A 21,811-nucleotide genomic window follows, 5' to 3' on the forward strand; every position below is an offset into this window, starting at 1 on the left:
GAAGCAGGGCTCATTAGTTTAAACCTCAACAATCTAAAATTAAAAGCCTGATAATCAAAACACAGTAATCGCAAGCACTCTTACGGCTCCTACTCTGACTATCTCAAAAAGATAGTTTTCTGAGTTAAAAAAAACTAATTTTGCCAAAACAAATTTAACCACATCTTTGAAAGACGATATAGAAAAATATATTAAGCAATGCATGCAAAATGAAAGAGAAGGACAACTGAAGATTTATCAGTTGTTCTCTCCTGTTTTGTATGGAATCTGCTTGAAATATATGAAAAACGAAGACGACGCCAAAGATGTTTTTCAGGAAGCCTTTTTGATTGTTTTTCAAAAAATAAGCCAATACAAGTTTGAAGGAAGTTTTGAAGGCTGGTTAAAACGCATTTTTATCAATAAACTTATTGAGACTTTAAACAAGAAGAAAAAGGAAAATTTCTTTTTAGATGTTTTTGACCCTGATACCGATTATACTGAAGAGGAAGAACTGGACATTATCCCGATCGAACAGGAAAAGTTACTCGAATACATCCGGGATTTACCCGATCAGTACAGGACCGTTTTTAACTTGTATGTTTTCGAAAAGATGAAACATAAAGAAATAGCCGAAGTATTGAAAATTTCAGAAGGTACCTCAAAATCAAATTTAAACAGGGCCAAGCGAATTTTGCAAAAAAGAATTTTGAGCATAAAAAATTTTAAGACAGCATGAAGAAGCAAAAAATAGAAGATATTTTTTCATCAATGGAAAACTTTTCAAGTGTTCCGCCACCCGAATTATGGGGACAGATTGAAGAAAAACTAAATAAACCCAAAAAGAAGAAAAGAGCTATTCTTTGGTGGTCGGCTGCTGCATGCTTATTATTAGGTCTGATGCTCCCTTCTGTTTTGCATTTTAATTCAGGATCAGGAATTAAAAATGCAGATACAAATGCCGTAGAAAACAACAGTGTTGCTCTTGACGAAAACGCGGCAGAATCCAATCCGGACAAAACAATTAGTACTGAGAAAAATACGCTCAGGCAAAATCCAGTTACTGTTACAAATTCAGAAAATCCTGTAAAACAATCCCGTTTTGAAAAGGAAAAACAAGTACAGGAAACAGCTGTTGTTCATGCTGGTGCAGATAACGAAAAAAATCGCAACGTTTCAAATGAGGAAGTGGGAACTACAGGAAAAAGAAACAGCACTCAGGCTGTAGCTGAAAATGCAGGTACTCCTGAAAAAGAAAATGGATTACATTCTGCTTCCAAAAATCAAATAGTAAACAATAAAAGAAATGCGAATCAAAATGTAGCTGCAAAAACATTTAGCCCTGAAAAGCGCAATCTATTCAATACGGATTCAAAAAATCAACCCTTGGATGCTGAAAAAAGAAACACAAATCAGGGTTTAGCTGAAAAATCACTTAGCACCGGAAAGCAAAATTCGCTTCATGCGACTTCAAAAACGCAAATAGCAGATGTAGAGAAACGAAAAGCCAATCAGATTCTTGCCGAAAAGACCTTTAATCAGGGAAAGCAGAATCCATTTAACGCGACCTCAAAAAATCAGCTTTCAAATGCTCTTTTTGAAGATAAGCAGCATTCGAAAAACATTACAAACAGCAATAACAGCTTCGCTTTACATTCTGCCCAACCTTTTTCAAATGATTCGGAAAGTAAAATGGCTAAAAGCGGAAAAGAATCCAAAAAAGAATTGGCTGTAACTGAAAAAACTTTGGCGGAGCATCAAAAAAGCAATTCAAAATTTGGCGCTGTATTAACCAAACAAGATTCTGTTCAGTTAGCGGAACTTCAGAAATTAGAAAAAGGTATTGTTGCTTCCGAAGCGAAAAAAGAAACAGAGAAAGAAGTAAAATCTAAATCCAGTGCCGAAAAATGGGCTGTTGCAGTTTTTGCGGGCGTTGCCAATTCTGAAAATTATAAAAATGAGAAAACGCTAGGCCATGTCAATGACTCGAAACAAAGTAATACTTACGGCGTAAAAACAAAATACAAAATCAATAAAAAATGGGCGGTTGGTTCCGGTTTTAAAATCAACGAACTGGGTCAGAGTATTGCTAATGTTTCCTATGTGAATGTAAGTGAACGAAATAATGCCCTTGCAAGCTACAATGATTATTACATTCAGAGTTCCGCTACTCCGCAAATTGCGTCAAATAGCGATTATGTATTTGTTTCGAACAGCAGCAAAGAGGTACTGAAAAGTAATAATGTGCAAACGGGTAATTTAGATCAGAGTTTAAAATATATCGAAATGCCCTTAGAAGTTTCGTATGCCGTTTTTAGTAAAAACAAAACGAGTATCAGCCTAAATACAGGCGGTTTTGTAGGTAAATTGATTTCAAACCATGTAGCTTTGGACGGTAATTCAATTGGGGAAAATATTGAAGCCAATGACTTTGTTTACGGTTCAGTATTAAGCAGCACGGTGCAATACCGCATTTACAAGAAAACAAATGTCTTTGTTGAACCGGCTATGAATTATTATTTAAATCCACTAAACAACCAGTCTTTCAATCAGTTTCAGTGGGGATTGAATTTTGGGTTGAATGTTTCATTTTAGACTATTTTTTGTTGTAATTTTCAAAAATACAGCAACAAAATTAACCCTCTTAGAATGAGCATTAAAAACAACTGGAATAATCCAGATTCCATTCCACCGGACTTACTGCTGGCTATGGAATTGGTTTACGGCCTTCTTGATCCGGAATTTACCCAACCTCATCCGGAAGGAGAAAGTGCGGAATACAGCGCCTATCGCTTTCAATTGAACGGGAAGAACATTTGCTATCGTGAAGCCAAAATTACTCCCACAAAAACAGGTCAGTTTGTCACGTTATGGAAACGCAATCAATCCTCAAAAACGATTGAACCTTTTGATGCTTCAGACGCCATTGATTATGTTATAGTCAGTGTCAGAAAAAACGAATTGTCCGGACAGTTTATTTTCCCAAAATCTGTTTTGTTGGCGAAAGGAATATTTTCTACTGCCGCCAAAGAAGGAATACGGGCCACAAGAGTTTATCCGCCGTGGGACCAAACTACCAGCAAACAGGCTCAGAAAACACAGCAGTGGCAACTGGATTATTTTTATGAAATTCAGCTCGATTCCTGTACAGATTTAAATCATGTAAAACGTTTACTGGAGCGTGATTAAAAAGTCTAAAATAATAAACAAAGGCAGCTCGATCGAGCTGCCTTTGTTGTTTTAAAAACAAAAAAACTTTATTTCTTAATAATTTTACTGGTGTAAATCACCTTATTGTTTTCAGTCAGCGTATAAATATAAACTCCGCTTTTAAGATTACCTACCGGAATCACTGCATTACTTTTTTCCTCGGTTCCTTTTATTTCAATCGGACTCATTACTAAACGGCCTGATATGTCATAAATTCTTAATTTCAGGTTTTTATCCTGCGCTGTTTTCACTGTAACGTTTACAACATCTGACGCCGGATTCGGATAGGCCTGAACAAAATATCCATTTTTATTTTCAAAATCGGTTGTAGCTAAATTATCGGCTTTGAATTCGAAACGGGCAATTACGGGTCCGTGATCTGAAGTTGTAGTGGTATAACCTGAAATATCCGTACGCGGATCGTATACTGCAATTGAGTTAGGAATGTATTGATCTGTCAGTTCATTCGAAATCACAATATGATCCAAAAATCCTCCGGAACTTAAAAAACTATAGGCCCCTGCCTGGCTAATACCTAAGGTCAATGCATTGTAGCGGTCTGTATCTTCTACTATTTTCTGATAAGACGAAGGAATAGTTGGTCCCACAACTGATATTTTTACATCATCGTTAAAATCGCCCAAAATCATAAAATTCGAATTTGGATAATTGGCATCTAAAGCGTCTTTTAAATATTCGGCATCGTATTTACGCTGATTGTATTTGAGCATATCGCTTCCGCTGTTGGCACGCGCATGAAGATCAATCAGGTTAATTTCTTTTTTGATTCCTCCAATATTAGTTTCAATCTTAACCAAATAAGGCAAGCGTCCTGAAGAGAAAAAACTATCATCATTAACCTGCGGAGTTTCCGTTCCGGGATAGCCCGGTAAAATTGTAGTTCCGTTACGAACAGCATCATATAAATCCTTAAACAACACCTCCGTACTTTTTACAGTAGTGGTTTGTGTGTTGTACAGCACCACCAGTTTCTGAGGTGGAAAATTAGGTTCCGGATCATTAAAAGAATAAGACCAGGAAGTGGAAATGGTTTTGTCAAATGTTTTTCCGTTTATATTTATTTTCTGGATCAGCACATCTATGGAAGGATCATCGGAAACTTCCTGTACGACATATACATCGGCATTTAGCTTATTCATTACTTTGGCAACATTCTCTATTTGTAAAGCATCATCAGTTGGTCCGAATTCAGTTCCGCTTTTATCTTTTACGTCGCTACCGAAAAACTCCAAATTATAGGTTACCACATCAAAAGTATCTGCTTTTGGTAAAGATGAACCAGTTAAAGATCCGATTTGTTTGTTTAGCCCCGTCCCCGTTACTGTTAATGTACCTGAAATAGTCAGCGCTTTTACTGACGGTGTAAATCTTGCATACAGTGTTTTACCTGTTACTGCGTCTGCAGCACTTACAACAATAGCGGATTGAAATAAAATATTGTCTAACGAAACCTGATAATCGGCAGGAGCCGTAATGGTAATATCCCCGTAGCCATCTGCTTTAAAATCAAACGGTTTACCGGCCGATATCGCGTTAGGGCTAACGTCTCCAAAATCCAAAACAGGATTTGAAGCAACGAACCCGGTTTCATTAGTAACAGCATAATCATCAAAAGACCATTCTGAAGCATTATTGGTTCCTCCGGCGGTAGTTTCATAAACCCAGGCGAGATATGTATGACTTGTTTTATAAGCCCCCAAATTGATATACTGTGAGGGTACATAAGTTCCGGTTGCTGTTGGAAAATTACCATTTATTTCTGTCCATGTCGCCGTTTCAGGACTGCTTTTCCCGTCATAATCAACAGAAACCAATAATTTCAAACCTGGCCCCGCATAAAACTTACGGGTGTAGAAAGACAATAAAGGAAACTGATTAAAATTATCCAGACGTAATCTTGGCGATATTAACCAATCCTTGCTTGCTCCGGTATCCGAAAAACCATTCATAAGAACCGCACCGGTTCCGGAATTCACATTTCTTGTAACAGTAGTCGTTGACCATTTATTAATGGGACCTGAAACATTATACTGAGTCCAGCCACTGTTTGTAAAAACACTGGCATCATTAAAGCCCTGTACATACGGATTAATTCCTCTTCCTGACAGCGTAACTGTTTTGGTTGCTGCACCGGTGGATTCATGTGTAATCTGACCTGAAAAAATGCCTGTTGCATTTGGAGTAAACTTCACATAAACGGTTGGCGTTGCATTACCTGCAAAATCAGACAGGTTATAGGTTAGCGAAGATTGAAAGTTGGTATTGTCTTTAGAAATTGAAAAATTAGTTCCCGCAGTCACTACGACATCATTTGTAAGATTGCTTCCCTGAATCTGATAAGATAACGTTTCCGAATCAAAATTTGCCTCAGAAAATCCCAGATCCAGTGAAGCTGTTGTCGTGGCTAAAGATGGAATTACAACACTTGAAGTCGTAACATCCACTTTATTTACCGTGGACTGAATATTGCCATAAAGATCTTCAGAAATAGAAAAAACAGTATACGGAGTATTAAGACTCAAACCACTAAAGTTTTTTACATATACCTGTGAAGGATCTGTAATGTCCAGAAATCCGGATTGTAAAGCTGCTGTTCCGGTAGCATCAACACCCGATTTTATCTGGGCAGCAGTTGGTTCCGCACTTCCTGAAGGGACTAATACATAGTAGGTTTTGGCAGCTTCATCTACTTTATTCAAAAAATCAAAACTGTCCGACAATATCGTACTGGCCTGTGGATAACCTGCCACATTTACCGGGGCTGTGTTATCGCTTCTTATATCTATATTATCAATCGCAAAAGAAGGACGTGAGCCCCCGCCTGAATTTTGTTTGGAAATCCATCTGATTTGCACAACAGGCTGGTTTTCGCATTCTGCCGGCAAGGTTACTTTGATGATTTTTACATTCTGCGGAGTGGTAACAGCTGTAATCTGTTTTACATCATTATTAACATAAGCCGTTGGCAATAAAGAAACGAAAGCAGCAGTTGTTCCAACACGATATTGTAAAACCATTTCATTTATACGCGTATTATTGGTAGCTGGCGGTATATCATACGGATTACGGATGGTCATTGCATCATATTTAACCTGAATCGCTGTCTGACCAATTGTTGAAAAAGCAAATCCTATAGCCAGGTCAAGAGAACCTGTATTCAGGAATCCGATCTTTCCATCATAATTATGAAAATTACCACTACTGGTAGAAGCATTGCTGCTCCCAACCAAAGGTCTGTCGGCAACCATAGTAGCCGCAGTGGCATATTGACTTGTACCTGACGGGTTTGAGGTCGACACTGTCCAGCCCTGAAAACCTGCCGGATAGGCTACTACTGTTGCAGCAAAAGAAAAATCCTGCGTGTAAGGCAAACTTTGAGCTGTTGGCATGGTCTGTGCCACAAGACTCATCGAAAAGCAACAAAAAAAGCTAAAAAAAGCGATTACGCTGCGTAAAGAGTAAATGTTTTTCATACGTTTGAAAATAGGGGTTTTTAGAAATCAAATTTATAGTCTTTAATATTAAGGGAATATTGTAAAATCTTAAACTTATGGTGCTCCAATGAGTGAACAGCTGCTCATGAAAAAGAAAATATTAGTAAAATTATTTCATTATTGTCAGCAACAACAGAGTTTGGCAGCATTTACATTATTCGAAAAATTTACCTACAAGATAGTAATTTATAAGAAATAACTTTAGATAATTATTTTTATTATATGAAAATAAACAAAAAAAAGACCCTCTACAAGTAGAAGGCCTTTTAATTCTATAATTCGAAATACAACTAAACCGCGGTATAACCTCCGTCGGCAATGATATAACTTCCTGTGGTAAATGAAGATTTTTCGGAACTTAAAAACAAAACCAGTTCTGCAATTTCCTCGGCAGTTCCCAAACGATTCATGGGTGCTTTTGCTGCAATTGCTGTCATTGCACTACTATCTAAATTATCTTTTAACAATGCCGTTTCAATATAACCCGGGCCAACGGCATTGCAGCGAATATTTTTCTGAGCATACTCTGCGGCAATATTTTTGGTTAGTCCGACAACTCCATGTTTTGATGCGGTGTAAGCGACACTATTGGGAGCGGCAACCTGACCGTGGATGGATGCAATATTAACAATGCTTCCACCGCCGTTTTTTTCCATTTGCTCCAATTGATAACGACAGGCGTAAAAAACACCACTAAGGTTAAGCGCAATAACGCGATCCCAGGACTCAGGCTCGTATTCGCCAGTTGGTTTGGCCGGACCACCCATTCCTGCATTATTACACGCAATGTCCAATCGCCCGTATTTTGCAACCGTTTCCTCTACCAGCCTCTTATTGTCACTTGCACTTGAAGAATCTCCTTTAATAAAAAAAGCTTCACCACCACTATCCTTTATAATTTTCACGGTCTCCTGGCCGTGCTCTGTATTTATGTCTGAAATAATAACTTTTGCTCCTTCCCGAGCATAGACTTCTGCAACAGCACGCCCAATTCCTGAACCTGCTCCCGATACAAAAGCCACTTTGTTTTCTAAAAGTGCCATAATCTTGTATTTTAATTAATACTACAATTTACGAAGATCCGCAGGGATGACCCGTTTAAAACAGGACTTTAAAATAACATTAACGCTGTTTGCCAATCAAATGTTATTTAAGAAAAAAAAAGGCCAAAGTCATTAAAACATTTACTATTCATCTAACTTCATATTTCCCCTGTCTTTATGATTTTCGGGATCAGAATTAGGATAACGATTTGGAGTGATATCAGAATTCCTGTCTTTGTTTTCAACCGTTTTTTTTGCCTCTTCTTCTGTAGAAACGCCACGGTTTGAATTTTCGCTATCGGTTTGATGTGAAACTTTTTTTATTTTTTCATTTTCATTTCTTGCCCGGTCTACCACCTCTTTGTTGCCATCTTCATCTGTCACCACTTCTTTTTGCAATTTTGTATCTTCAGGTTTATGATCGTGAGAAACATTTTTCCCTTTCAGTTCATCGTTGGTTTTTTGTACTCCGTTTATTTTTTTAGAGCCTAAATCATTAGTTTCCATATTTTTATTTTTTAAAATTCGTATCCTAATATTACGAATTCTATGACAAAAAATTAAATGCTTTAACATAGCTTTTGGATAATAAAATCTTCTTCTTTCAATTATAGTGAAACAAAACTATCTTTGCAGAAAAATTAAACATGCACCAGCACTTCATTCTTTTTAAACCTTATGGCTATCTCAGCCAGTTTATTTACGAATTAAAAAGAAAGAAAAAGCTTCTGGGCGAATTATATGACTTTCCGGAAGGTACCATGGCTATTGGCCGTTTAGATGAAGATTCTGAAGGCTTGCTTTTACTGACCACCGACGGAAAAGTAAGCGAACAGATCAGGAGTAAAAAAGTCGATAAAGAATATTATGTACAGGTCGATGGTGTAATCACCGCTGAAGCTATCGAACAGCTGCAAAAAGGGGTTGAAATCGGTTTTGATGGCGGAAAGTACATCACCAGACCCTGCAAGGCTTTTATCGTGACAGAAATTCCGGACTTTGGACCAAGAGCAAAAAAAATAAGGGACGAACGCCATGGACCAACTTCATGGGCTTCCATAACGGTAAATGAAGGTAAATTTCGTCAGGTGCGAAAAATGACGGCTGCCGTTGGTTTTCCGACTTTACGATTGGTTCGCGTTCGCATAGGAAATGTATATTTGCAAAACTTAAAAGCCGGAGATGTTCTGGAAGTTGAGGATTTTTTTTAATTAGATAATTTGATAATTAGACGATTAGATAATTAGATAATTTTTAGAATTCTTAACTTATAACTCATAACCCATAACTCAAAAACCAATGCTGAACGTAGTTCTTGTAGAACCGGAAATCCCGAATAATACCGGAAATATCGGACGATTGTGTGTCGGCACAGAAAGTCGTCTGCACTTAATTCATCCCTTTGGATTTGTAATTAATGACAAAAACCTGAAACGTTCCGGTCTGGATTACTGGGTACACCTTGATGTTACCGAGTATGCGAATATTGAAGAATGGATCAGACAAATTCCTGATCCCTCTCGTGTATTCCTGATGAGTTCGCATGCCGAAAAATCGTACCTGCAAACCGATTTTCAGGATGGGGACTGGCTGGTTTTCGGAAAAGAAAGTGTGGGTTTAAGCCAAGAAGTGCTGGCCCGTTTTGAAAATCATTTAACGATTCCGATGTCAAAATTGATCCGAAGTTTTAATATTGCCAATTCTGTCGCTTTTGTGGTGGGTGAAGCTAAAAGACAAATTGGATTAAAGATGTAATGTGATCTCAGTTATTGAATGGTAATGAGATTTAATAATATTACGTAATTGTCACTTACTACTGTTCTTATAAAAACTGATCTCCCACCTAGCCCTGATGGGAACGGCATCCTTTTGTGGTGGGGTTCACCACAAAAGATATAGTGGACAGCAGGATTAGCTCCTGAAAAAAACCTAAGTAATAATAAATTTTCCTTTTTCGGCATCAAAAGCGATATGTTCGTCTTTGAACAAAGTGGCAAAACTTCCTTTTGAAATTAAATTACAAGGTTCATCCTGAACAATCAGATCAGGAGTCATGATAATCATTTCATCACTTAATTGGATCGCCAGATCGATATCGTGAGTCGAAAAAAGAATACACTTTTGAGTTTCCTGTGTGAGCTTTTTCAATAATTTGAAAAGGGAAACTTTGTGCAGCAAATCAAGATGTGTAGTAGGTTCGTCGAGAATGATCAACGGTGTATCCTGCGACAGTGCTCTTGCAATTAAAACTTTTTGCAATTGTCCGTCGCTGATCTCAAAATGTTTTTTAAGCGCCAGATCGCTGATTTGTGTCAGCGCCAAAGCCTCATTTACTTTTGTAATATCTTCGGGCGTTAAAGTACCAATCCAGTTCGTGTACGGCTGACGGCCCAAGGCCACTAATTCGAAAACAGTCAAATTACTGGGTGGAAGTTTTTCAGTCAGCACCAGGCTTAAGTTTTGAGCTAAAGCTAAAGGTTTGTAGGTATTTATATTTTTACCATTCAGAAAAACAGTTCCTGATAAAGGCTGCTGAATCCCTGTTATGGTTCTTAATAAAGTTGATTTTCCTATTCCGTTTGCCCCTATCAGCGAAATGAGTTTTCCTGCCCCGAGATTTAAATTCAGCTTTTGGGCAATAGTCACAGTTGCATTCCCGGACTTGTAGCCAATACTTAAATCTGAAGTAGATAGAATTGTTTTCATTTTTTTTAAGATGCTAAGGATTGTAAGTCGTTAAGGTGCCGAGGTTTTTTTGTTATTGGAAGTTTCTTTTTTTCAGTAATAAATAGACCACAACAGGAGCACCAATCAGAGACGTAATCGCATTGATAGGCAATGTTGTTTCCAATCCCGGTAACTGTGAGGCAATATCGCAAAACAGCATGATAATTCCGCCATAAAAAAACGTGCTCCAATATAAAACGACATGATTACTGGTCTGAAAAGTAAGTTTTGCAATATGGGGTACTGCCAAACCAATAAAAGCAATCGGACCGGCAAAAGCGGTGATGCTTCCCGCCAGAATACTGGTGGCAAATATGATGATTAATCTGGCTCTCTTATAATTCAGTCCCATGCTTTTAGCATAATTTTCCCCCAAAAGCAGCGCATTCAGCGGTTTGATGCTACCCGCACTTAAAATAAGACCCAGACCCACACAAACTGCCAAAATGCAAATTGAGGTCCAGGAAAGATTTCCAAGACTGCCTAATGACCAAAAAGTAAATTTCTGCAACTGCTCTGCGGAACTAAAAGAAGTCAGAACCCCGACAATAGCACTGGTAAAACTGCCAAACATAAGTCCGACGATTAAAATTGCCATTGTGTTTCTCAGTTTTTGTGCCACTACTAAAACCAGTAATAAAACGGAGATACTTCCTAAGGTTGACGCCAGTACAATTCCGTAGGCAGATACTAAAATTGTGTTTAGAAATGGCGGTAGAAAACCGGCACCCAGAATCACGACAGCTACCGCTAAAATAGCGCCTGAACTCAAACCGAGGACATCCGGGCCCGCCAGTGGATTCCGAAATAAAGTCTGCATCAGCAAACCGCTAACAGATAATCCTACACCCACCAAGACAGCTGTAATCGCTTTGGGGAGCCGATAGTTAATAATGATGTATTCCCAGGTTGATTTACTGGCAGTACCACCCGTCAGGCTCGTATATACTTCTTTGAACGGAATGGTAACGGACCCCAGGCTAATGTCAAGAAAAAACATGAACAGAAGTGCCAAAGCCAGTACAAAAAACAGGATTATATTGCGTTTTCTATGGATCAATTTGACTATTTTAATTTGGATGCAAAAGTAAATTCGTAACCCGGTAACAGGTCAGGATGAAAAATCTTGATATAATCTTTTAAAACTAAATCAGGGCGGCTTGGTGCCAGCTCATAATAGATTATTCCCCCCGTTGCCCCAAACTGACTTTCAAAAGTATAAACGTTTTTATTCTTGAAAGCATCAAACTGCGTGTAATGCGGATTTATTTTCCCAAACTCGTCCAGCGTTTTAAAGGATCCTGCTGCGATCCAGAAATTAGCCGTTTTGGCTTTGACGAACACTTTTTCAAATGACAGCCCTTCGCTTCCGGTTCCTTTCAGATCTGCCCATAAATAATTGGCCTGCGCATCCTTCATAAATTCTGCTACCCAGCTGTTTCCTTTCGCAACATACCAGACATCTTCATACATCGATCCGTACAAAACCGTCGAAGTGGCTTTTTGATCTGCTGCTAATTTCTTTGCCTGATTGTAGCTTAAAACAATCTTATCAAACAATTCTTTTGCTTTATCTTCCTTACCAAATAAAGCGCCGTAAAGCTTAATCCATTCTGCTTTTCCCAGTGGGGACTGCTCCATCCAGTCGGCCTGGATAAACACCCTCAAACCGCTTTTCTTCAAATTGTCCAGCATCGGATTGTTGTTGTCTACTCCAAACGTAACAATAAGGTCCGGTGACAATTCTATAAGCTGTTCAATATTTAATTTTTCATTCTGCCCCACATTTTTGACAGCACCTTTATCAATCAGTGCTCTTGTTTTTTCTGAAGAAACATAATCGGTATGGGGAAAACCAACCAGTTTGTCTTCTACTTCCAGCATTTCCAAAAACGGAATATTGGTTGTTGAAGTCACTACTACAGATTCCAAAGGCACTTTTATCGTCGTGTAAGACTGTAAGCTGTCCGGAACTTTAGCTTCTTTTTCTTTTAAGATATAAGTGAATTTTTTATTGGCATTTGGCCATGGATTTAAAACCGTTACTACCGAATATCCTTCGTGTTTCACAATAGAAAGCCCGGAAGCGTACTCGATACTATTTTTAGAAGTTTCCGTTTTAACAGACACTGTATCTTCCTTTTTTTTACATCCGGTAAGGAGCAAGAAAGAAAAAATAAAAATAAACTTAGGTAATAAATGTTTCATCTTTAGGTTATAAGTTTTTAGGGTATGGTATTTGTAATTCCTTCTGAACAGATGTGATTTCGAAGTATTACAAATTCATAATTACATTTCAATGATGGCAAAGGTAAACCAATTTCTATTTTTTTTGTTTACTTTTATTCTTACAAAATTAAACAAATATTATTTTTACTCACATGAATACCACAAAAACAAAAGTTTGCTTAAGCTGTGACTCTTCTTTCAGCTGCGGAGATATTTCTGTTGAAAACAAATGCTGGTGTAATGACTACCCTCCTATTTTTAATCTTTCTGAAGGAGGTGACTGTCTTTGTCCGGTTTGTTTTAAAGAAGCATGTGAAGATAAAATAGATGCCTATATTGAAACCCTTACCCCCGAAAAAGCCCTTCGGAATAAAGCCGCATCTTTACCAAAAACAGAACAGTTAATCGAAGGAATTGATTATTACCTTGAAGACGAAAAATATGTTTTTAAAGCCTGGTTTCACTTAAAAAGAGGAAGTTGTTGCGGCAATCACTGCAGGCATTGCCCATATTAAATTATTTTTGGTGCCTTATAAATTCATACATTCGTCCTTGCGTTAGGGATAGGAACGGCATCCTTTTGTTTTTTTCTTTAAAAAACAAAAGATAAAGTGGATAGCCCGACCGAAGGGAACGCCCTAATTATCATTGTAAAATTTATAATTCATACTCCAAAATGATCTATCTAATTACCGGCGGTGAACGATCCGGCAAAAGCAGTTATGCCCAGAACCTGGCTTTACAACTTTCGGAAGCCCCGCTGTATGTGGCAACGGCCCGAAAATGGGATTCGGATTTCCAGAACAGAATCGACAGGCATCAGCAGGAACGGGACGAACGCTGGACGAATATTGAAAAAGAAAAATATGTAAGCGAGATTGATTTCACCGGAAAAGTAGCTTTAATCGATTGTGTGACGCTGTGGCTGACGAATTTTTTTGTCGATACTAAAAATGATGTTTCCTTATCTTTGGAAGAGGCCAAAGCTGAATTTGAGAAAATAGCGAAACAACCCCATACCGCCCTGATAATCGTTACCAATGAAATTGGAATGGGCGTTCATGCTGAAACTCATATCGGTAGAAAATTTACCGAACTGCAGGGCTGGATGAATCAGTTTCTGGCAGCAAAAGCGGATGAAGTGGTGTTGATGGTTTCCGGAATTCCCGTTACTATAAAAGGAAAAAATTCCAAAACTTAAAAAATAAATTCCAAATTTTTAAATTCCAAATTCCAAGTCATACTTTATCTTGTGATTCCTTCTTGAAATTTGGAATTTAAAAATTGAACATTGAAAATTAATATATGAGTTATTTAGATGATATATTAAAATCACGCCGTGATACCAGACATTTTACTGCCGACGAAGTTCCTGAAGAAGTGATACAGAAAGCGTTACAGGCCGGCCATTGGGCCCCTTCGGTTGGACTGACGGATGCTACGAAGTATTATATTATTAAATCGCCGGAAGTAAAAAGTGCTGTTAAAAATTTGTTTTCAGCTTATAACACAAAAGCAGCCGGACTGACCGACAATCCGGAACAAAAAGAACACTACCAATCCCTGAAACTGGAAGCGATTGAAGAAGCTCCCATCGGACTGATTATTGCTTACGACAGATCGGTTTTAAATCAGTTTACGATTGGCACCGTTGGCAGTAACGAAGCCGTTAAATTCAGTTCGGTTTGCGCTGCGCAAAACATCTGGCTTTCGCTTACCGAACAAGGGTATGGAATGGGCTGGGTATCGATTTTGAATTATTATCAGTTTAAGAAAATAATTGATTTACCGGAAAACATGGAACCTCTTGGTTATTTCTGTATCGGGAAACCGGCCACCAATTATGACAATCAGCCGATGCTGCAACAATTAAACTGGAAGCAGAAATCGGAGGCTCCGGACTGTACGGAAATCAAAACTGTTGTGAAAGAGGAAGTTCCTAACTTTCAGTTCAATTCTCAGTCCACGAATAAAAACAAAACGGCTTTCAGACAGCTTTTACAGGACAAAATCGATTCTAAAACCAAACCCGTTGGCGCTTTAGGCATTTTAGAAGATTTAGCTTTCCAATTGGGAAGCGTTTTTGAAACTTTAAATCCAAAAATAAAAAAACCGAATATTGTCGTTTTTGCTGCAGATCATGGCATTGCAAATCATGGTGTCAGTGCTTATCCGCAGGATGTAACCCGCCAAATGGTGCATAATTTTCTGGAAGGCGGTGCAGCCATAAATGTTTTCTGTAATCAGAATAATATTGCGTTATCGATTGTAGATTCCGGTGTGAATTATGACTTTCCGACCAATGCCAAATTGATTCCTGCCAAAATTGCAAAAGGAACACAATCTTTTCTGCACGTTCCCGCTATGAGCGAAACAGAACTGCAGCTGTGTTTTGAAAAAGGGAAATCAATCGTTGATGATATTGCCAAAACAGGATCCAACTGTATTGGTTTTGGTGAAATGGGAATCGGAAATACCTCAACGGCTGCTGTTTTAATGAGTCTGCTGACCGGTTTCCCCATCGAAGAATGCGTCGGAAAAGGAACAGGAGTTGAAGACGAAAAGTTACTTCAGAAACAAAACATACTACAAAAAGCTCTTGACAATTATTCCGGTCAGGACCAAATCACACAGCAGCTGGCTTACTTCGGAGGTTTCGAAATTATGCAAATGGCAGGCGGAATGTTAGCCGCTTACGATCATAACATGCTGATTCTTGTGGATGGTTTTATTTGCAGCGTGGCTTTTCTGATTGCTTCGAAAATGAATCCAAATATTAAGGAGAATGCCATTTTTTGTCATGTTTCAGCAGAAAATGCACATCAGAAATTATTAAATTATTTAGGGGCAAAACCCATTTTAAATTTAGATTTGCGTCTCGGCGAAGGAACGGGCTGTGCCATTGCTTTCCCTATCTTGAAATCAGCAGAAGCTTTTTTGAATGAAATGGCTACTTTTGAAAATGCCGGGGTTAGCAGGAAGTAGGGAGTTTTAAGTCGCAGTTTTAAGTCTCATTTTTTATATTTATATCTATATGCCATTAATAAAAATTTATATCCATTTTGTATGGAGTACAAAAAACAGATTTCCCTATTTAGATTCTTTTGAATTACGTCAAAAAGTCTGGAATCATATAAAAGAAAATGCAAAAGAAAAAGGAATCTATATGGATCATATTAATGGTTATTCAGATCATTGCCATTGTATTATTTCACTGGGAGCAGATCAAAATATTCAAAAAATAATACAATTAATCAAAGGGGAATCCTCATTTTGGATTAATAAAAATAAATTGACTAAAAACAAATTTGAATGGCAGGATGAATATTTTGCAGTTTCCGTTTCTGAATCTTTAATTGACAAAGTGAGAGATTATATTAAAAATCAGGAAACCCATCACAAGAAAAAAACTTTTCAGGAAGAATATGATGAAATTATTAGCAAATTTGGGTTTCAAAAAGATTAGGCTAAATAAAATTTGGCTAAAGCCGTCTCATTGTAAATCACTACCCCCCAGATAAATCTGGGGGCTATTAAAACAACAAATCAATAAAATAAAATCTATACACAATCCATAATTCAATAGCCAACATCTTTAGATGTTGGAATACTATGGACAATCAAACTGGCTTTAGCCAAATAAACTTACCTGTGTTATAAATGAAAAAAGTAATGTACATGAAAATTTGGCTAAAGCCTTTCTAATTATAAATTATTTTCCCCCAGATAAATCTGAGGGCTATTAAAAAATAACCTATCAATAAAAAATGTAATCTGAAGTTAATCCGAAATTTGATAACCAATACTGAGTAAATTATTAGCCTTATATAAATCTCATAGCCACCCAAAAACAACGAAGCAATAAAATTAAATTTGAAGACAATCTAAAATCAATAGCCAACATCTTTAGATGTTGGAAAATTTATTGACAATCAAACTGGCTTTAGCCAAATAAACTTACCTGTGTTATAAATGAAAAAAATAATGTACATGAAAATTTGGCTAAAGCCTTTCTAATTATAAATTATTTCCCCCCAGATAAATCTGGGGGCTATTAAAAAATAACCTATCAATAAAAATGTAATTTGAAGTTAATCCGAAATTTGATAACCAATATTTAGTAAATTATAAGACTACATATAAATCTCATGGCCACCCAAAAACAGCGAAGCAATAAAAATTAAATTTGAAGACAATCTAAAATCAATAGCCAACATCTTTAGATGTTGGAAAATTTATTGACAATCAAACTGGCTTTAGCCAAATAAACTTACCTGTGTTATAAATGAAAAAAATAATGTACATGAAAATTTGGCTAAAGCCTTTCTAATTATAAATTATTTTCCCCCAGATAAATCTGGGGGCTATTAAAAAATAACCTATCAATAAAAAATGTAATTTGAAGTTAATCCGAAATTTGATAACCAATATTTAGTAAATTATTAGACTACATATAAATCTCATGGCCACCCAAAAACAACGAAGCAATAAAAATTAAATTTGAAGACAATCTAAAATCAATAGCCAACATCTTTAGATGTTGGAAAATTTATTGACAATCAAACTGGCTTTAGCCAAATAAACTTACCTATATTTTCAATGAAAAAAGAACTACATATTTTTTTTACCGCTTTGATGTTTTACACCAGAATTCCATGTCCGAAAAACATTGATCACAATCCGGAGTACTTAAATAAAGCTACGCGATACTTTCCGCTAATTGGTTGGATTGTCGGGAGTATTTCTTTTCTGGCTTTTTATATTTTTTCTCTTTTTCTGTCAGCAGAAATCGCAGTGATTTTAGCAATTATTGCTTCTATACTTACAACCGGTGCTTTTCATGAAGATGGTTTTGCAGATGTCTGCGATGGTTTTGGCGGAGGCTGGACCAAAGAAAAAATTCTGATGATCATGAAAGACAGTGCTATTGGCGCTTATGGGGCCATTGGTTTGGTTTTGCTTTTTTTGTTGAAATTCAAACTGCTTTCAGATGCTGTTTTGCTTTTTCCAATTGGCGATCGGTTTTCTGTTTTACCCATTTTCCTGTTGTTTGTTTCGGCTCATGCTTTGAGTCGACTGACTGCTATCAGTATTATTTTTACACATGAATATTCAAGGGATGATGCTTCCAGCAAGAGTAAACCGATCGCAAAAAGCAATACCTGGAAAGAAGTTCTGGGCGCTTTTTTCTTCGGACTCATCCCTTTGTTTGTTCTTTCGTATTTTAAGTATCAGATCCTTTTGGTTCTACTTCCGGTTTTCCTGACCCGTTATTTTTTAGCCCGTTATTTCCAAAAATGGATTGACGGTTATACCGGAGATTGTCTCGGCGCCACCCAGCAGGTTTGTGAGATCATTTATTATTTAAGCATTCTTTTGGTATGGAAATTTTTCTAGTTCGTCACACGGAGACTACCTGCGAAAAAGGAATTTGTTACGGACAGTCTGATATTGGTCTGGCTGAGCCCTATGACATTATTTTCAAAAATATAACAGACCAATTACCTTCGGAAGCTATTCTTTTTTCAAGTCCCTTGCAGCGCTGTACTATTTTAGCAAAACACATTCAAAACCAGATCAAAACCCTTTCGTACCACGAAGACAATCGACTAATGGAAATGAATTTTGGTGACTGGGAAATGAAAAACTGGAATAGTATTCCACCGGAAGAACTTAATCCGTGGATGGAAGATTTTGTAAATATCAGTGTTTCAAATGGAGAATCTTTTGTCGAATTGCATGAACGGGTTGGTATTTTTTTAGCGGAGCAGCTTTCAAAAAAAACAGACACACCACTAATTATCGTTGCACATGCCGGTGTCATCAGAAGTTTCCTTTGTCATCAGACTGCACTGCCCTTACAAGAGGCTTTTCAGAACAAAGTCGATTTTGGACAAGTCATCAAAATAGAACTGTAAACTTTGATTTGTTTAGAATTTAATTCAAAAAGTAAAACAAATTTGAATATTCAATAATTTTAACGCTATCTTTGCACGAAATTTAAGGTTGTGCTGGAATATACCAGACACATTAAAAGGGAATCAGGTAAAATCCTGAGCTGTACCCGCAACTGTAAGCTAAGTTCGTAAAGAACGCTTGTTGTTAACTACAAAACCACTGCTCGCTCCGGCGGGTGGGAAGGTAAACAACAAGACGCAAGCCAGGAGACCTGCCTTTATAACAAATATCGAACTCTCGGGAAAAAGAGTGTAGAAATTATGACTTTAAAAAAACGTTTTGCTTTTTGCCTGCTTTTGTTGTGCCAGATTCTTTTGGCGCAAAACGATTCTATTACCAAACTGAAAGAAGTTGTGGTATCGGATTCCAATCTTAAAAATTTCTCGAATACACAGTCCGTTCAAAGGCTGAGCGATTCGATCATCAATAGAAACCAGCCTTCCCTGACTTCTCTTTTAAATTATAGTACGGTTATTTATTTTAAAGAAAACGGCCTCGGAATGACTTCTTCGCCTTCTTTCAGAGGAACCACCTCACAGCAGACTGTAGTGGTGTGGAATGGTATCAACATTAATTCCCAACTTTTAGGACAGACTGATTTTAATACGATTTCGACGCGTGGTTTTAATTCCATTGATGTGAAAGCCGGAGGCGGAAGTGTGGTTTACGGAAGCGGTGCCATTGGAGGAACCATTCACTTAAACAATGACCTGAAGTTTACGGATACGTTCAAAAATGACTTTCAGGTTTATTATGGCGAATTCAATACTTTAAGTGCTGTTTACGGCATTACGGCTGCGACAAAAAAATGGAGTTTTGATGCCAGTTTTACCCGAAACAGTTCTGACAATGATTTTAAATTTGTGGGTCAGGATGCCCATAACCTTAATGGAGAATATTACAATAATACACTTGATGCCGCATTGGGTTTTAAAATCAACGCCAAAAACAGTATTAAATTTTACAGCGAGATATACGACGGCGAACGTCATTTTTCACTAACCTCTCCCAATGCCACCAAAACAAAATATCAGGATTATAATACCCGTAATTTATTAACATGGAGCAGCTCTTTCAGCAAATTCGCTTCCAATCTGAGAGTGGCTTACATTACCGAGCATTATAATTATTTTGAAGATATCAGCAGGGACGGATTCACCTCAGGAGGCGTTAAGAGTTTTATCGGGAAATACGATATTGATTACGAGTTGTCTTCAAAAATCAAGATCAGTACCATTTTAGATTATACCAAAAATGACGGGATTGGTTCCGGAATTGGCCGCAGCAGCCGCGAAATTGGAGGTGCAAGCCTTTTGTGGAAACACAATCTTACCGAAAAATGGAATTATGAAATGAGCGCCAGAAAAGAGGTTTCGGATGTTTATAAAAGTCCGGTTCTTTTTTCTGTTGGTTCGCGCTATAATTTCTCGGATTTTTATCAGTTAAAATTCAATGTATCGAGAAACTACAGAGTTCCTACTTTCAACGATTTGTACTGGGAAGGCAGTGGGAATCCGGATTTAAAACCGGAGAGTTCTTATCAGGCAGAAATAGGAAATCAGTTTAGTTACAAAGATTTCCGACTGACGGTAACGGGTTACGGAATGAAAATCAAGGATATGATTCGATGGCTGCCTAATAACTCCGGAAACTGGTCACCTGTAAATACGGATAAGGTTACCATCTATGGTGCTGAAGCACTTTTAGGATGGAAGAAAAACTTCAGCAAACATACTTTTGATTTTAGCGGAACGTACGGCTACACGGTTTCATTAGATGACATAACAGACAAACAGCTTTTTTATGTCCCTTATCATAAACTGACGGGATCGCTGTCTTACTATTACAAAAAGTTCTCCGCTTATTATCAGATCATGTATACCGGAGAAATATTTACCACCTCTGATAACAACCCAAAATATATTCTGGATGCTTATAATGTTTCCAATATTGGAGCAGATTATAATTTCAGTAAAAAAAATACTTTCAAAGTTGGCCTTAAAGTAGCTAATCTCTGGAATGAAAAATATGAAGCGCTGCCGAGCCGTTTTATGCCCGGGCGGAATTTAACTATTTATTTAAACCTTAATTATTAAAACATGAAATTAAAAAATCTTTATTTAGGAATTATTGCCTCTGCATTTTTATTTGCTTCTTGTAGTAGTAACGATGACGCTCCCGAAGTTGAAGTTCCGTTAGGTGCCTATGAAAATGGCGTATTCATTTTAAATGAAGGAAATTTTGGAACTCCAAATGCTTCTGTTTCTTATATTTCGAATGATTTGACTACGTTTCAAAACGATATTTTCAAGCTTGTAAATCCTTCAATTGTTTTAGGAGATGTAGCGCAGTCCATGACTTTTAGCGGAGAGAAAGCTTTTATTGTAGTAAACAACTCCAATGAAGTTGAAGTGGTAAATCGCTATACGTTTAAAAGTATTGCCACCATTACTACAAAATTAGAAAACCCGCGTTACAGTGTTGTTTTAAATGACAAACTATATGTAACAAATGCTATTTCTAATGCTGTAACAATTTATGATGCCAAAACGTATGCTTATATCGCTTCCATTCCTGTAGGTAAAACCACAGAGAGAATTGTGGTTGCAAATAATAAACTTTACGTTATGAATGGTGCTTATGGTTCTGGAAATCAGGTAACCGTAATTAATCCTGCAACCAATACCGTTTTGACAACTATAACAGTTGAAGAAGGTATTAATTCTATCGAAGAAAAAAATGGAAGTGTATATGTATTATGTGGAAATACTGCTAAAAGCAAATTATTTAAAATTAATACCACTACTGATACTGCAACTTCTATAGAATCTACCACTTTAAAAGGTGCAGCAAATATGGATATTGACGGAAGTAAAATTTATTATACTCAGGATGGAGGCGTATATGCAATGGACCTGACCGCTACAGCCTTTAGCACAACTCCTATCTTTACAACTACTTATGTTCAATATTCTACCTTTTACGGATTTGGAGTTATTGACGGGAAAATTTATTCGGGGAATGCAAACGGATTTACAAAAGACGGAATTGTTACTGTATATTCTCCAACCGGAACAGTACTAAAAACCTTGACTGTTGGTATTGGGCCAAACGGTTTTTACTCCAATAACTAATAATACTACTAATCAG

The 21,811-nt window shown here is 37.2% G+C and carries 19 protein-coding genes and 1 riboswitch; of the genes, 13 read left to right on the top strand and 6 right to left on the bottom strand.

The genetic code is table 11. The annotated features are described in order from the left end of the window. The first annotated feature begins 166 nt into the window (after positions 1-166). Genes LPB89_RS14190 through LPB89_RS14200 form a run of 3 tightly spaced genes read left to right on the top strand, consistent with a single transcriptional unit; the run spans position 167 to position 3,168 of the window. A complete protein-coding gene (locus LPB89_RS14190) occupies positions 167-718 on the top strand; it encodes an RNA polymerase sigma factor (protein WP_230702415.1) in 552 nt (183 codons plus the stop codon). Next, on the top strand, positions 715-2,574 hold the full coding sequence (locus LPB89_RS14195) for a hypothetical protein (RefSeq protein ID WP_230702416.1): 1,860 nt from the start codon (positions 715-717) through the stop codon (positions 2,572-2,574). Before LPB89_RS14190 ends, LPB89_RS14195 begins: the two co-directional genes overlap by 4 nt. A 54-nt stretch (positions 2,575-2,628) precedes the next feature. Further along, the gene (locus LPB89_RS14200; RefSeq protein WP_230702417.1) at positions 2,629-3,168 is read left to right on the top strand and encodes a MepB family protein; all 540 of its coding nucleotides are present in this window, start codon (positions 2,629-2,631) and stop codon (positions 3,166-3,168) included. A gap of 68 nt (positions 3,169-3,236) precedes the next feature. Here the strand turns inward: LPB89_RS14200 and LPB89_RS14205 are convergent, their stop codons facing one another. From LPB89_RS14205 to LPB89_RS14215, 3 genes are all read right to left on the bottom strand, one after another. Continuing rightward, positions 3,237-6,683 carry a T9SS-dependent choice-of-anchor J family protein gene (locus LPB89_RS14205; RefSeq protein WP_230702418.1) on the bottom strand — a complete coding sequence of 1,149 codons (3,447 nt, stop codon included), beginning with the start codon at positions 6,681-6,683 and terminating at the stop codon, positions 3,237-3,239. 311 nt (positions 6,684-6,994) lie between these two features. Next, positions 6,995-7,747, bottom strand: a complete 753-nt coding sequence (locus LPB89_RS14210; RefSeq protein WP_230702419.1) for an SDR family NAD(P)-dependent oxidoreductase — start codon at positions 7,745-7,747, stop codon at positions 6,995-6,997. A 144-nt stretch (positions 7,748-7,891) separates the two neighbouring features. After that, a complete protein-coding gene (locus tag LPB89_RS14215; RefSeq protein ID WP_230702420.1) occupies positions 7,892-8,254 on the bottom strand; it encodes a hypothetical protein in 363 nt (120 codons plus the stop codon). Positions 8,255-8,394: 140 nt separating this feature from the next. On the opposite strand from LPB89_RS14215, the gene LPB89_RS14220 reads away from it, so the two are divergent. Continuing rightward, a complete protein-coding gene (locus tag LPB89_RS14220; RefSeq protein WP_230702421.1) occupies positions 8,395-8,958 on the top strand; it encodes a pseudouridine synthase in 564 nt (187 codons plus the stop codon). A gap of 88 nt (positions 8,959-9,046) precedes the next feature. Beyond that, positions 9,047-9,502 carry a tRNA (cytidine(34)-2'-O)-methyltransferase gene (locus LPB89_RS14225; protein WP_230702422.1) on the top strand — a complete coding sequence of 152 codons (456 nt, stop codon included), beginning with the start codon at positions 9,047-9,049 and terminating at the stop codon, positions 9,500-9,502. Positions 9,503-9,676: 174 nt separating this feature from the next. On the opposite strand, the gene LPB89_RS14230 is transcribed toward LPB89_RS14225, so the two are convergent. From LPB89_RS14230 to LPB89_RS14240, 3 genes are all read right to left on the bottom strand, one after another. Continuing rightward, positions 9,677-10,453, bottom strand: a complete 777-nt coding sequence (locus LPB89_RS14230) for an ABC transporter ATP-binding protein (RefSeq protein ID WP_230702423.1) — start codon at positions 10,451-10,453, stop codon at positions 9,677-9,679. Positions 10,454-10,505: 52 nt separating this feature from the next. After that, a complete protein-coding gene (locus tag LPB89_RS14235) occupies positions 10,506-11,474 on the bottom strand; it encodes an iron ABC transporter permease (RefSeq protein ID WP_230702722.1) in 969 nt (322 codons plus the stop codon). A 65-nt stretch (positions 11,475-11,539) separates the two neighbouring features. After that, the gene (locus LPB89_RS14240; RefSeq protein WP_230702424.1) at positions 11,540-12,682 is read right to left on the bottom strand and encodes an ABC transporter substrate-binding protein; all 1,143 of its coding nucleotides are present in this window, start codon (positions 12,680-12,682) and stop codon (positions 11,540-11,542) included. 173 nt (positions 12,683-12,855) lie between these two features. On the opposite strand from LPB89_RS14240, the gene LPB89_RS14245 reads away from it, so the two are divergent. The 8 genes from LPB89_RS14245 (at position 12,856) to LPB89_RS14280 (ending at position 21,795) form a co-directional block, all read left to right on the top strand. Next, complete coding sequence (locus LPB89_RS14245) at positions 12,856-13,218, top strand: DUF5522 domain-containing protein (RefSeq protein ID WP_230702425.1); 363 nt, start codon at positions 12,856-12,858, stop codon at positions 13,216-13,218. A 161-nt stretch (positions 13,219-13,379) separates the two neighbouring features. Beyond that, a complete protein-coding gene (gene cobU / locus LPB89_RS14250; protein ID WP_230702426.1) occupies positions 13,380-13,904 on the top strand; it encodes a bifunctional adenosylcobinamide kinase/adenosylcobinamide-phosphate guanylyltransferase in 525 nt (174 codons plus the stop codon). A 104-nt stretch (positions 13,905-14,008) separates the two neighbouring features. Continuing rightward, on the top strand, positions 14,009-15,688 hold the full coding sequence (cobT, locus tag LPB89_RS14255; protein ID WP_230702427.1) for a nicotinate-nucleotide--dimethylbenzimidazole phosphoribosyltransferase: 1,680 nt from the start codon (positions 14,009-14,011) through the stop codon (positions 15,686-15,688). A gap of 49 nt (positions 15,689-15,737) precedes the next feature. Further along, positions 15,738-16,169, top strand: coding sequence for an IS200/IS605 family transposase (gene tnpA, locus LPB89_RS14260; protein WP_230702428.1), 432 nt, complete (start codon positions 15,738-15,740; stop codon positions 16,167-16,169). Positions 16,170-17,302: 1,133 nt separating this feature from the next. Further along, a complete protein-coding gene (locus LPB89_RS14265; RefSeq protein WP_230702429.1) occupies positions 17,303-18,100 on the top strand; it encodes an adenosylcobinamide-GDP ribazoletransferase in 798 nt (265 codons plus the stop codon). After that, positions 18,085-18,621, top strand: a complete 537-nt coding sequence (gene cobC, locus LPB89_RS14270) for an alpha-ribazole phosphatase (RefSeq protein ID WP_230702430.1) — start codon at positions 18,085-18,087, stop codon at positions 18,619-18,621. Before LPB89_RS14265 ends, cobC begins: the two co-directional genes overlap by 16 nt. Before the next feature lie 68 nt (positions 18,622-18,689). Next, a riboswitch (cobalamin riboswitch) is annotated at positions 18,690-18,895 on the top strand. A gap of 26 nt (positions 18,896-18,921) precedes the next feature. Beyond that, complete coding sequence (locus tag LPB89_RS14275; protein ID WP_230702431.1) at positions 18,922-20,757, top strand: TonB-dependent siderophore receptor; 1,836 nt, start codon at positions 18,922-18,924, stop codon at positions 20,755-20,757. Positions 20,758-20,760: 3 nt separating this feature from the next. Next, the gene (locus LPB89_RS14280; RefSeq protein WP_230702432.1) at positions 20,761-21,795 is read left to right on the top strand and encodes a YncE family protein; all 1,035 of its coding nucleotides are present in this window, start codon (positions 20,761-20,763) and stop codon (positions 21,793-21,795) included. Positions 21,796-21,811: the final 16 nt, after the last annotated feature.

This window comes from Flavobacterium sp. ENC (assembly GCF_020991415.1).
GTDB lineage: Bacteria > Bacteroidota > Bacteroidia > Flavobacteriales > Flavobacteriaceae > Flavobacterium.

Bases quoted from the DNA above. Each gene is read 5' to 3' on its own strand.
- LPB89_RS14195 (WP_230702416.1), top strand. From the start codon at position 715: ATGAAGAAGCAAAAAATAGAAGATATTTTTTCATCAATGGAAAACTTT.
- LPB89_RS14200 (WP_230702417.1), top strand. From the start codon at position 2,629: ATGAGCATTAAAAACAACTGGAATAATCCAGATTCCATTCCACCGGAC.
- LPB89_RS14205 (WP_230702418.1), bottom strand. From the start codon at position 6,683: ATGAAAAACATTTACTCTTTACGCAGCGTAATCGCTTTTTTTAGCTTT.
- LPB89_RS14210 (WP_230702419.1), bottom strand. From the start codon at position 7,747: ATGGCACTTTTAGAAAACAAAGTGGCTTTTGTATCGGGAGCAGGTTCA.
- LPB89_RS14215 (WP_230702420.1), bottom strand. From the start codon at position 8,254: ATGGAAACTAATGATTTAGGCTCTAAAAAAATAAACGGAGTACAAAAA.
- LPB89_RS14220 (WP_230702421.1), top strand. From the start codon at position 8,395: ATGCACCAGCACTTCATTCTTTTTAAACCTTATGGCTATCTCAGCCAG.
- LPB89_RS14225 (WP_230702422.1), top strand. From the start codon at position 9,047: ATGCTGAACGTAGTTCTTGTAGAACCGGAAATCCCGAATAATACCGGA.
- LPB89_RS14230 (WP_230702423.1), bottom strand. From the start codon at position 10,453: ATGAAAACAATTCTATCTACTTCAGATTTAAGTATTGGCTACAAGTCC.
- LPB89_RS14235 (WP_230702722.1), bottom strand. From the start codon at position 11,474: ATGTTTTTTCTTGACATTAGCCTGGGGTCCGTTACCATTCCGTTCAAA.
- LPB89_RS14240 (WP_230702424.1), bottom strand. From the start codon at position 12,682: ATGAAACATTTATTACCTAAGTTTATTTTTATTTTTTCTTTCTTGCTC.
- LPB89_RS14245 (WP_230702425.1), top strand. From the start codon at position 12,856: ATGAATACCACAAAAACAAAAGTTTGCTTAAGCTGTGACTCTTCTTTC.
- cobU (WP_230702426.1), top strand. From the start codon at position 13,380: ATGATCTATCTAATTACCGGCGGTGAACGATCCGGCAAAAGCAGTTAT.
- cobT (WP_230702427.1), top strand. From the start codon at position 14,009: ATGAGTTATTTAGATGATATATTAAAATCACGCCGTGATACCAGACAT.
- tnpA (WP_230702428.1), top strand. From the start codon at position 15,738: ATGCCATTAATAAAAATTTATATCCATTTTGTATGGAGTACAAAAAAC.
- LPB89_RS14265 (WP_230702429.1), top strand. From the start codon at position 17,303: ATGAAAAAAGAACTACATATTTTTTTTACCGCTTTGATGTTTTACACC.
- cobC (WP_230702430.1), top strand. From the start codon at position 18,085: ATGGAAATTTTTCTAGTTCGTCACACGGAGACTACCTGCGAAAAAGGA.
- LPB89_RS14275 (WP_230702431.1), top strand. From the start codon at position 18,922: ATGACTTTAAAAAAACGTTTTGCTTTTTGCCTGCTTTTGTTGTGCCAG.
- LPB89_RS14280 (WP_230702432.1), top strand. From the start codon at position 20,761: ATGAAATTAAAAAATCTTTATTTAGGAATTATTGCCTCTGCATTTTTA.